Source organism: Pedobacter foliorum, from assembly GCF_013266735.1.
In the GTDB taxonomy this organism is placed as follows: domain Bacteria; phylum Bacteroidota; class Bacteroidia; order Sphingobacteriales; family Sphingobacteriaceae; genus Pedobacter; species Pedobacter foliorum.
Window position 1 is genome coordinate 780209 of sequence record NZ_JABSNU010000001.1, and the last position, 12381, is coordinate 792589.

The window sequence follows — 12381 nt, forward strand, 5'->3', positions numbered from 1 at the left end:
GCTTATATATTCTATATACTGATGAAATTAATAATCCTATCGTTTAATTTTCTGCTTTGTGTATTGTGCGCTAATGCACAAAAAAGTGGTACTTACCTGGTTTCAGGTCCTGATAAAAAAATAGAGGTAACCTGTAATCCGGTTCAGGCGATTTACAGTGTTAAGTATAAAGGGGAAATTGTGCTTACTGATTCCAAAATGGGAATAAAAAGAGGGGATGAAGACTTCTCTAAAGACCTGGAGGTTCTGCGGACTTCTATTTCTCCCGGGATGCAGGACAATTATACCCTATCTAACGCAAAAAAGAGAAATGTTACTTATCGCGCGAACCAACTGGTAATAGAAACCAAAACAATTTCGGGAAAGCGAATGAATGTTATTTTTCAGGTATCCAATGATGGTGTTGCATTTCGATATGAATTTCCAGAGTACAGCGATGATCTTAAGACAATAACGGCTGAGACAACGAGTTTTCACTTTCCGGAAGGAACAAGGGCCTGGTTACAGCCCAAAACAGAAGCTCAAACGGGGTTTGAACATACTAACCCTTCCTATGAAGCTCATTACATGATGGATATTCCGGTGGGAACACCTTCAAGTAGTACTAACGGTTGGGTGTACCCCGCTTTATTTAAAAGTAAAAATGCTTGGGTAATCATTACGGAATCCGGTTTGGAAAGTAATTATTGTGGTACTGCCCTCCAGCAGTTCTCTAATGATGGGGAATATCGCATCAATTTCCCACAACCAGCTGAAAAAATCGCAGGTGGAGCATTAAATCCGGAGTCTACTTTGCCCTGGAAGACACCCTGGAGGATTATTGCAGTTGGAGACTTGAAAACAATTATGGAATCAACTCTGGGGACTGACCTGGCTTTGCCAGCAAAAGAGATGGATGCGTCTTTCATAAAACCTGGTAAAGCATCCTGGAGCTGGGTGTTGGAAAAGGATGGAGCCACAATATACCCGGTACAGAAAAAGTATATTGACTATGCTGCCGATATGAAATGGCAATATTGTCTTATTGATGCAAACTGGGATCAGACCATAGGATATGAGGCTGTGAAAATGCTGGCGGATTATGCAAAACAAAAGAATGTTGGATTGCTCCTTTGGTACAATTCTGCCGGAGACTGGAATACTGTAAAATTTACGCCAAAAGATAAGCTGGTTAGCCACACAGATCGCATAAAGGAATTTGCCCGTCTGCAGGACATGGGCATAAAAGGGATAAAAATAGATTTTTTTGGAGGTGACGGGCAATCTATGATCGCTTATTATCAGGATATTTTAGAAGATGCAGCGAAATACCATTTGCTGGTTAATTTCCATGGTGCCACACTTCCAAGAGGATGGCAACGGACTTACCCCAATCTGATGACTGCTGAAGCTGTTTTTGGTTATGAAATGATCACCTTTAGTCAGGATGCCGCTAATAAGATGCCGGAACATGCGGTGATGAGCTCAATGGTCCGGAATGTCTTTGATCCGATGGATTTTACCCCCATGTGTTTATACCAGATCCCTAATATAAAGCGCGTGACCACAGCGGCTTTTGAGCTGGCGACTGCCATTACATTTTTATCGGGAATACAGCACTATGCAGAGACCCCGGATGGGATGGAGCATGTTCCCGAGTTTGTAAAGGGATTTCTGAGAGGATTACCCAACAGTTGGGATGATGTTAAATTTATTGATGGTTATCCGGGAAAATTGTACGTCATTGCCCGGAAGTCAGGAAACAAATGGTACCTGGCAGGCATTAATGGAGAAAAGGCTACCAAGACATTGACTTTAGACCTTTCCTTCTTAAAAAATAGAACAGGAAACTTTATTACTTCTGGCATGGACAGCAATAATTCATTTGATTCAAAGCGTTTCAAAGTAGCGTCAGCTGGAAAAGTTAAAATTGACTTAAAGGGAAATGACGGCTTTGTTGCGGTTTTTGAATAGCGGAAAGGATTGAATAGCGTCATTCTAAATGTTAAGTTTGGGTAGGTTCCCTTTTAAACAAAAACCTAGATAAGATGAAAAAAAAGATTGCCTTTGTGGCTATAATTACCTTAAAATTTCTTTGCCCCCCGGTATTTGCTCAATATCAAAAGGCACAAAATCCCCTTATTTTTGCGGATATACCAGATATGTCTATGGTGCGTGTAGGTAATTCCTACTACATGAGCAGCACAACCATGCACATGAGCCCGGGCATACCGATTATGAAGTCAAATGATTTGGTAAACTGGCGTATTGTAAGTTATGCCTATGATACACTTGGCAACGTGGATGACCTCAACCTGAAAAATGGCAAACAGGCTTACGGACAGGGAAGCTGGGCAAGTAGTATGCGTTATCATAATGGTGTTTTCTATGTGAGTACTTTTGCTCAGAATACAGGAAAAACCTACATATATACCACAAAGGATGTAGAAAAGGGCCCATGGAAAGCAAGTTCTTTTAAACCAGGTTTTCATGACCATTCATTGTTTTTCGATGACAATGGCAAAGTCTATATGGTTTATGGAAGTGGGAAGATTAAATTAGTAGAACTAAAGCCTGACCTGTCAGGACCAAATACTGATGTTCCCGAACGTGTCCTAATAGAAAATGCAAGTCTCCCTTCCGGAAAAAACATCGGGCTTCCGGCAGAGGGCTCTCAATTGTTTAAAATTAAGGGTAAATATTATCTCTTTAACATTACCTGGCCAAAAGGCGGTATGAGGACGGTGGTTATCCATAGAGCTGATGAACTAACTGGTCCCTATGAAGGTACGGTTGGGCTGCAGGATATGGGCGTGGCCCAGGGAGGACTTATCGATAGGCCTAATGGTGAGTGGTATGCTTACCTTTTCCGTGATTTCGGTTCGGTAGGACGTATCCCTTATTTGGTGCCTGTTAAATGGCAAGACGACTGGCCGATACTGGGGAGCAATGGGAAAGTTCCGGACACGCTGGATTTACCGGGGAGTAAGGGTTTGATCCCAGGTATTGTTGCCTCTGATGAATTTAGTCGCCGGCGGGCTGAAGCTGATTTACCGCTGGTTTGGCAATGGAACCATAATCCTGATATGGCGTCTTGGTCGGTTAGGAAGAGAAAAGGTTATTTGCGGCTGACCAATGGACGATTGGATGATGATTTCCTGAAAGCAAGGAATACGTTGACCCAACGGACGATTGGACCATTTTCCGCTGCAACTACCTTGCTTGATGTAACTAAGATGAAGGATGGTGATTTTGCTGGGCTGGGTTTACTGCAAAAAAAGTATGGGCAAATTGGTGTGATCGTTGAAGGGAGTGTTAAATATATAGTGGTCATGAGCGTAGATACGGCTGATCCTGTGGAAAGCCAAAGGATCAAGCTTAACCAGAATAACGTTTATTTTAAAGTAGATTGTGATTTCAGCCAGCGGCATGATCTTGCCAACTTCATGTATAGTCTCGATGGAAAGAACTGGAAGAAAATAGGAAGTTCATTAAAAATGGCTTATACCATTCCACACTTTATGGGCTACCGGTTTGCTTTGTTTAACTATGCCAGAAAACAAACAGGCGGGTATGCTGATTTTGATTACTTCCGTATTTCAGATCAACGATCTTCCACAAACTAGCTCCTAAAATACGCCCGTATTTGCAAATACCCGACTGAATTCCCGGCAACGCGAAGAGCAGTAGTCCTCAGGGACCGAAGCCAGACCACCATCTCCTCAGTTTAAACAGGACGATAGGTAATGATGATTCCCCGGTATAGATCCACCATATTCAGGAAGAAAATTATAGGTGTCCCGTGCGTGAATTGTTATGCTGCTGAATGCGAGACACCTTTTAGGATTTCTGTGATTCCGCGCCGAAGCTGTAAACGCTTTGGTTAATAAGCAGCTGTTAAAGCAGTTATATCATGCGCCCAGCTGTGAAATTGCTTTTTGGTTTAGCAGGAATAAATTTTTATATGGTAATTATGTTTCAGGAGATTTTTCTTCTGAAATATCGATGTGTTGTTACACTTAATATCGCTGTTTTTGACTACGCAAGCCCTGTTTTTGCTGTTTTGAACATCAAGTATATAAATTTAAACAATTGTACCAGTCTAAAAAATGATGCAATCTTAAATTAGGTTAACTGAATATAAATCAACTGCAGGCTCCAAATTGTGGGGCGGCATTAAACCAAACAAATCAATGAACAGGCATCTTTATGTTACTCTAATTCTTTTCGATTGACGACGACGCTGCAGTAAGAAGTTGCTGACCGCCGGCTCTTATAAACCGGGTCCTGCAAACGGTAGCTGCACCGTAGGAATTCCTAGTGGTTTAGCGCTTTTGAATCTTGCGGAACAACGAAAGTCAGTGCTTTAAAGCACGTCAACTGATCAAACTAATCCAAATGAAACTACCCATCTAATTGACTGGGGCGGGTAAGCTATGCCCCTAAAAATAGCTTTTAATTTTTTAAACCAGGTATAAATCAAACCAAATGTATGACAGAAAAAAATTACTACAACTAGGATTCCATAGCGTGTATGGAAAATATAATTATCAAAACTAAATCCTCTAAAATGATTTTAAATAATGGAAAAATATACAAAAGTGTGCAATGAAGGCTGTCTTATGCGATTTCTCAGACAAGCATCATCACAAAAAGTTTGCTTTTCGGTGTTTGTTTTTCTTCTGCTAACCATTACGGTCAGCGCACAGCAAAGACGAATTACAGGTACTGTTGTTGACTCGCAAAAAACACCACTGATCGGTGCAACAGTTGCGGTTAAAGGTACAAATACAAAAGTATTAACCAACTCAGACGGTCGTTTCACAATTGAGTTGCGAGGAGGAACGACAACGCTCGTGGTTGCTTATGTCGGTACGATTAGTCAGGAGATCAATATTACCGGCAAAAGCAACATTGAGGTTGTATTGAGAGATGAGAATAAGGACTTAAATGAAGTCATAGTCGTGGGCTATGGAAAACAAAAAAAGGAAAGTGTAGTTGGAGCAATTACACAAGTAAAGGGAGAAGTACTGGAGCGGGCCGGTGGTGTGTCAAGTCTTGGCGCAGCCTTAACAGGTAATTTACCCGGTGTGATTACCGTGGCCACTCAGGGAACTCCGGGTGCTGAAGATCCGAAAATCTTCATCCGTGGCCAGAGTACCTGGAACAACAGTGATCCCTTGGTTTTGGTGGATGGTATTGAGCGCTCCATGAACAGTGTTGATGTGGGGTCCGTGGAAAGTATTTCAGTTTTAAAAGATGCTTCTGCCACAGCAGTATTTGGTGTAAAAGGTGCCAATGGGGTTATCCTCATTACCACCAAACGTGGAAAAGAAGGGAGAGCAGACATCCGTTTCACGGGTAACGTCACGATGAAAATACCTTCTTTGCTGGCCAGTAAATTCGATTCTTATGATGCCATAAAAATTCGTAATCTGGCCATTGAGCATGAACTGGGCCTTTCTCCATCTTCCTGGAGTAAATTTGTACCATCACCTGAGTTGACGAAGTATCGTAACCCCAGTAGCCAGGAAGAAGCTGAGCGTTATCCGAATGTAGATTGGGGGAATGAGTTGATCAAGAAATCTGTCATGTCTTACAATGGTAGTGCAAATGTTTCCGGTGGTACAGAGTTCGTCAAATATTTTACAGCGATAGATTTTTTGAAAGAAGGTGATATCATTAAAAAATTAGACAATGGAAAATCCTATCAGCCAGGATATGGATTTAACCGCATCAATGTTCGTAGTAATCTGGATTTTAATTTAACTAAAACTACCGTTCTAACGGCGAATCTCGCAGGCTCCTATGGGGTAAAACAAGATGCCTGGAACCAAGATAGTTGGGAATACCGGATTTGGCAGAGTATATACAGTAATGCGCCGAATATTTATTATCCAAAGTATTCTGACGGGGGATGGGGTTACTATCCGCAAGAACAGGTTTCCACAATCAACTCATTGGCAACCATGGCAAACAATGGGATTCGCAAAATCACTACTACCCGGATTACTACTGACTTTACGCTAAAGCAGGACTTAGGTAAGCTTTTAAGTGGTCTGGCTGCGAAGGGAACTTTCTCTTTTGACAACTCGTTTCTATCTCAGGGAGGTATTTTTGACAATGGCACAATTCAACAAAAATACATCAACCCTATTACAGGAGAAGTAACACAGAGTCAGTATTTGGGGACTAATCAATTCGACTGGATTCCATCTCGTTGGAGCGTTAATACTGATGCAGTTCAAAATGGTGCAACATTCCGTAAACTATTCTATCAGGCAGTACTGGATTACAATAAGGCATTTGGTAACCATGCGGTCACTGCGATGGGCTTGTTCAGCAGGGATAAGTACGCTGGCGGCAGTGAATTTGAGCACTTTCGTGAAGACTGGGTAAGTAGGGTTACCTATAATTTCGGGCAAAAGTATTTTGCCGAATTCAATGGAGCTTACAATGGTTCTGAAAAATTTGGCCCCAACTATCGCTTTGCCTTTTTTCCCTCTGCAGCAGTTGGATGGATGGTCAGTAAAGAAAACTTTATGAAAAATCTGACCTTCATCAATACTTTAAAACTTCGTGCTTCCCGTGGTCAGGTTGGTAATGATAACATTGCAAATCGTTGGCTCTATTCCACCACTTGGACTTATGGAGGTAACACTCCCTTGGGATCATCAAGTGATCAATATAGTCCTTATACCTGGTGGCGTGAAGCCCAAACCAGTGTTGGTAATCCGGACATTCATTGGGAGAAAGTCACAAAGACCAATTATGGTGTTGAATATGCTCTGTTCGATGATCTTTTGTCAGGAAGTGTAGATGTATTTAGCGAGTATCGCACAAGTATTTTACTAGATGGGGCCAGCCGCTCAGTACCTTCTTATTTTGGAGTTCAACCGCCTACGGCCAATTTGGGTATTGTTCGGAATAAGGGCTATGAGATCGAGGTTCGCGCGAATAAAGTACTGAATAATGGCATACGGTTGTGGGGTAATTTCAGTATGACACATGCCAAAGATAAAATTATTGAAGCTGATGATCCCCAGTTGAAGGATGACTATTTAAAAAGGGCAGATAAACAAATTGGTCAGACCTATTCCTATTTAAGCAATGGATATGCGAATAACTGGGATCAGGTTTATGGTACTGTTCAGTTGAATACGAACGATAACCAGAAACTGGTTGGCGACCTTAAGATGGTTGATTATAATGGGGATGGTATTATTGATAATGAAGATATTGTTCCATACGGATATCCTCAGCGTCCTCAGAACAGTTATAACGCAACATTAGGTTTTGAATGGAAGGGCTTTAGCACCTTCGTTCAATTTTATGCGGTGAGTAATGCCAATCGTTTCTTGCAATTGGTGAGCTTCTCCGGACAGGACCATTACGACAATGTATATAAGCAGGGCTCATATTGGAGTCCGGGGAATCAGAATGCTGATGTAGTTATGCCCAGATATGCTTCTCAAATGCCCTATTATGGTACTAGCTATTTATATGATGGATCTTATGTCAGGCTGAAAACTGCCGAAGTAGCTTACACTTTCAAGTCTTCTCAATTAAAAAGAATTGGGCTTGGTGCATTACGGGTTTATGTGAATGGCAATAACCTATTGTTATGGACTAAAATGCCAGATGATCGCGAAGTAGATAACGGGGCAGCTACGGCTTACCCGACTGTAAGGCGTATCAATTTTGGTTGTAATATAACTTTTTAACTACTGTATATATGAAAAAGTACACAAATTTATTTTTTAAGTTTTTTGTCTTTCTTGCAATAGTAGGACTAGTTTCTTGTAAAAAATATCTGGATAAAGCACCGGGCGCTGATGTGTCGCCAACAGATGCTTTTATTAATTTCAACAATTTTCAAGGTTTCACTGAAGAGCTTTACAGCTGTGTACCCGAGTATACCAGTAAAACCTGGGCTGCCAATTGGATTCTCGGTGACGAAATAATACATAAAACTGGTGTAACCTGGCTAAATGAACAGTTTGATAATGGAGATTCCTGGTCCTGGACAACTGCTGAGTGGATTTCGTGGTTGGATGCAGGTCGATACAATTCGGATCAAGGCAGTGGATTCGGCAAAGGGTTATGGCCGAACGCCTGGTACGGTATCCATAAGGCCAATTTAGGATTGGCCAATCTCGACAAACTCGAGGGAACTCAGGAAGAGAAGGACCTGATCAAAGGACAGCTGTTGTTTTTCCGTGGCTGGTTCCATTTTGAATTGATGACTTATTGGGGCGGACTTCCCTATATTAATGAAGTATTGTCGGCCAGTACAAAATTGGAATTGCCACGTCTGACTTATCAGGAAACTGCTGATCTTGCGGCAAAAGACTTTAAGGAAGCTGCAGCGCTATTACCTGTTGATTGGGATAAAACCAATGCAGGTAAGACCACTTTAGGAAAGAATCAATTGAGGGTTACAAAGGTAACTGCTTTAGGCTATTTAGGTAAGAATTACTTATATGCAGGCAGTCCATTGATGAATAAATCCTCAACAGGTGCAGCAACATTTAATGCAGATTACTGCAAAAAAGCAGCTGAGGCATTTGCAGAATTGCTAAAGTTGGTCGACAGTCAGGAAACCTGGGTTAAGCTTGTTGATTTTTCTAAGTACAGCACGCTTTTCTATACTAATGGCGGAAGTTTTATCCCCGGATTTCCGGAAGCCATCTTCCAAAACCCCGTTTATAGCGCCTGGTTTGCCGGCTGTCCATGGGGTCCAAGTTCTGTCTTTGTTGATGGAAATATTGGCGGAGGATATACCTCTCCGAATGCTCGTTTCGTAGAGAATTATGGAATGGCCAATGGACTTCCAATTGACGATCCTGCATCTGGTTACAACCCTGCAGATCCCTGGGTGAATAGAGATCCGCGCTTCTACAATGATATCGTTATTGATGGTGATCAGGTTATTAAGGGCTCTGCTCCGGCAGATAAAGAAAAATACCGGTATGCTAACTTATCGAACACCGGACACAGCCGCAATAGCTCATCAACCAGTCGGACTGGGTATCTACTCCGAAAATTGACACCTATGACAGCAAATAGTGTAGATAATTTCCCTAACAATTATATGCATTTGTCATACATGCGTCTGGCCGATGTATACCTCATGTATGCAGAAGCAGTGCTACAGGGGTATGGCTCGGGTAAGAGCAATGGACCAAATTATATCAGTGCTGAAGACGCATTCAATAAAGTAAGGCGACGCAGCCATAGCGGTGATGTTGCCCAGAATTATGTTTCAGACAATTCAAAATTCATGAGTGAAATCATTCGGGAACGAGCAATGGAACTCGGTTTTGAAGAGGAAATCCGTTACAATGATTTGCGGCGCTGGTTACTTGCGGGGCAACTGAAATACAGGGAAAAGACCTCCATTGATTTTGATCGTGGTGCAAATGGGAAACCAATTAATATAAAGGAAACGGTACTTGTAACCCGCAAGTTTGAGGATAAAAATTATTGGCTACCGCTGAAAATAAACGATGTAACGCTTTATCCTTCATTCGGTCAGAATCCGGGATACTAAAAGCATAGTTTTTAAAGCTTAAAAAGGAAAAATAATGAAATACATAAAAATAGTATTGGTTTCATGTGGATTGTGCCTTGGGTTTATATTGGGAGCTGTGGCACAAACTACAGAGACAGAACCAGACACCTCGGGCATCGATTCCTTAGTTCATGTCGCTTACGGAACCGTAAGTCTTAAAGATTTAGCCGGCGCTATTTCCATATTAAACCCATCTTCTTACCTGGATAAGCATTATGGAACTTATCCATTGGATGGTACTGAGGCATTTATAGGCGGCAGTAATCTTTGGAATATCGGAACAGCACTGGTATTGATAGATGGGGTACCTCGTTCCCTGGTTGACATTACGGCAAATGAAATTGAGCAAATATCTTTTTTAAAGGGAGCCAGTGCCGTTGTTTTATATGGGAGCCGTGCAGCTAACGGGGTAATACTAATTACCAGTAAGCGTGGTAAGGCGGGAAATCGCCAATCCAGAATACGTGCCAATGCCGGTATCAATGTACCAAAATCTTATCCTGAATATTTAGGATCAGCAGAATATATGACTTATTACAATCAGGCCGCTAAAAATGATGGACTGGCACCACTATATGATGATGCTACAATAAGTAATTATGCCTCAGGCTCTAACAAGTATCGTTATCCTGATGTTGATTATTATTCTTCCGATTATCTGCGCAAGGCATACCATACCTATTCTGGTAATGGAGAGTTTTCAGGAGGGAACGATCGGGCACGTTTCTATGCCTTTGCCGGTTTCGAAAGTCAAAATTCACTGCTGAATTTTGGAGAAGGAAACAATGAGCTCAATACGCGCTTTAATATACGTGGTAATGTTGATCTGAAGTTAAATAATACCATTAGTGCCTATATAAACGTATCTACAATATTTGCTAATAGTAGAACTGCATTGGGGGATTATTGGGGACAGGCTGCTATTATTCAGCCGCAGCGTTTTGCTCCGTTGATCCCTATCAGCTTAATTGAAGCAAATGCGCAGGCAGCCCAGGCTTTGGTAAAAGGGAGCCGTAATATTATAGGTGGAAAATATTTGTTGGGCGGTACCCAGCAATATCTGACCAATCCAATAGCCGATGCCTACGCTGGAGGATATAACATTTTTACGAGCCGTCAGTTTCAATACACCAGTGGGATAGATGTTGACCTTAAAAAGACATTGAAAGGCTTGTCTTTTCATGGACAGGTAAGCATTGATTATTCGAATACTTATAATCAGACGCTCAACAACACCTATGCAGTTTATGTTCCAACCTGGAGTAACGCAGCAGATTCTATAACTCAATTGACCCTATATAATAAAGACAGTAAAACAGGGACTCAGAACTTAACCAATACCTTTAGTGACCAGCTGATCGATTTCAATTTTCATGTAGACTATAAAAATACATTTAATGAGAAACACAATGTTTCGGCAATCTTACTTGCATCAGGCCTTCAACGCCGTATGACGGGAGATTATCAGTATCGGACAAATAGTAATCTTGGGCTACAACTTTCTTATAATTACGATCATAAATATTATGCTGACTTTAGTGGAGCAGTTGTCAATTCAACAAAGCTGGCTGCCAATAAGCGAGTTGCCTTTTCCCCAACAGTTAGCTTGGGATGGCTTTTAAGTGAAGAGGGTTTTCTTAAAAATTCAGAGGTGGTTGATCGGTTAAAATTAACCGCATCAGCAGGTATCATAAATACGGATCTGGACTTCGATGTTAGAAATTACTATCTGTATAATGCCGTTTATTCGTCAACCGCTTTTTTCTCCTGGGCTGATGGAACGTTTACCAATCGGGCTACAACGATCTCACGTGGTGAGAATTTAAATCTTTCGTATGCTAAAAGAAAGGAAGTTAACCTGGGGATAGATGGTGCTTTATTTAAAAATAAACTGGATTTCAGGGGAAGCGTATTTTTAATTGAAAAGAATGGAATTCCATTACAGAGTTTTACCCAATATCCAAGCTACTTTTTTACTACATTTCCAGAGACATCTTTTGTACCCTACACAAACTTTGGAGCAAATAGCTATAAAGGGGCGGATATCCAGTTTAACCTTCATGAAAAGCTAGGGGAGGCTAAACTGACCATAGGTTTAGCGGGTACATATGTGACTACAAAAGCCCTTAAGCGTGACGAGCTATTTGCAGACCAGTACAGAAACAGGGCCGGTAAACCAATAGATGCCATATTCGGTTTAGTAAGCGAAGGTTTCTTCAACAGTCAGAACGACATTAATGGTCATGCATCACAAAAGTTCGGTGTAACCAAGCCTGGAGACATTAAGTATAAAGACCAAAATCAGGATGGTATGATAGATGACAGGGACGAAGTGATGATCGGCCGATGGATGAATCCTTTTACTGGAGGTTTGAATATTACTGCCCAGATTAAAGACTTTACCCTGTTCGTATTGGCAACCGGATCATTTGGAGGAACAGATATTAAGCGTAATAGTTATTATTGGGTATCAGGTGCCACTAAGTATTCTGCAGTTGTTCGGGATTCCTGGACGGAAGAGACTAAGAATACCGCAACTTACCCAGGGCTGTCAACCCTTGGGAGTAACAACAATTTTCGTACTTCCGATTTCTGGTCTTACCGCACTGACCGAATTAATATTGCCAAAGTTCAGTTAACGTATAGCTTCCCGGGAAGGGTACTTAAAAATTCTTTCGTAAAAGGCTTAAATATATATGCCAGTGGCAGCAATTTGCTAACTATTTCCAAGAACAGGGAGGTAATGGAGTTAAGCATCGGTTCAATTCCCCAAACACGCTTCTATAATCTTGGGCTTAAAGCCGATTTTTAAAGTTGATTATTAAAAA

Annotated in this window: 5 protein-coding genes; all 5 read left to right on the forward strand. The window is 41.4% G+C overall.

Features of this window, described 5'->3' with window-relative positions; translation table 11 throughout:
- The first annotated feature begins 21 nt into the window (after nucleotides 1–21).
- The 5 genes from HQN83_RS03565 to HQN83_RS03585 all read left to right on the forward strand — a co-directional run bounded on the left by HQN83_RS03565 (nucleotide 22) and on the right by HQN83_RS03585 (nucleotide 12365).
- Nucleotides 22–1953 carry a glycoside hydrolase family 97 protein gene (locus tag HQN83_RS03565; protein WP_173088628.1) on the forward strand — a complete coding sequence of 644 codons (1932 nt, stop codon included), beginning with the start codon at nucleotides 22–24 and terminating at the stop codon, nucleotides 1951–1953.
- A gap of 74 nt (nucleotides 1954–2027) precedes the next feature.
- Nucleotides 2028–3605, forward strand: a complete 1578-nt coding sequence (locus HQN83_RS03570) for a glycoside hydrolase family 43 protein (protein WP_173088631.1) — start codon at nucleotides 2028–2030, stop codon at nucleotides 3603–3605.
- A 957-nt stretch (nucleotides 3606–4562) separates the two neighbouring features.
- Entirely contained in the window at nucleotides 4563–7703 is a 3141-nt protein-coding gene (locus HQN83_RS03575; protein ID WP_173088633.1) for a SusC/RagA family TonB-linked outer membrane protein, read from the forward strand.
- A gap of 11 nt (nucleotides 7704–7714) precedes the next feature.
- A complete protein-coding gene (locus HQN83_RS03580) occupies nucleotides 7715–9532 on the forward strand; it encodes a RagB/SusD family nutrient uptake outer membrane protein (protein ID WP_173088635.1) in 1818 nt (605 codons plus the stop codon).
- A 34-nt stretch (nucleotides 9533–9566) separates the two neighbouring features.
- The gene (locus HQN83_RS03585; RefSeq protein WP_173088637.1) at nucleotides 9567–12365 is read left to right on the forward strand and encodes a SusC/RagA family TonB-linked outer membrane protein; all 2799 of its coding nucleotides are present in this window, start codon (nucleotides 9567–9569) and stop codon (nucleotides 12363–12365) included.
- Nucleotides 12366–12381: the final 16 nt, after the last annotated feature.

Coding starts and splice junctions, on each gene's coding strand:
- HQN83_RS03565 (WP_173088628.1), top strand. CDS start 22: ATGAAATTAATAATCCTATCGTTTAATTTTCTGCTTTGTGTATTGTGC.
- HQN83_RS03585 (WP_173088637.1), top strand. CDS start 9,567: ATGAAATACATAAAAATAGTATTGGTTTCATGTGGATTGTGCCTTGGG.
- HQN83_RS03570 (WP_173088631.1), top strand. CDS start 2,028: ATGAAAAAAAAGATTGCCTTTGTGGCTATAATTACCTTAAAATTTCTT.
- HQN83_RS03580 (WP_173088635.1), top strand. CDS start 7,715: ATGAAAAAGTACACAAATTTATTTTTTAAGTTTTTTGTCTTTCTTGCA.
- HQN83_RS03575 (WP_173088633.1), top strand. CDS start 4,563: ATGGAAAAATATACAAAAGTGTGCAATGAAGGCTGTCTTATGCGATTT.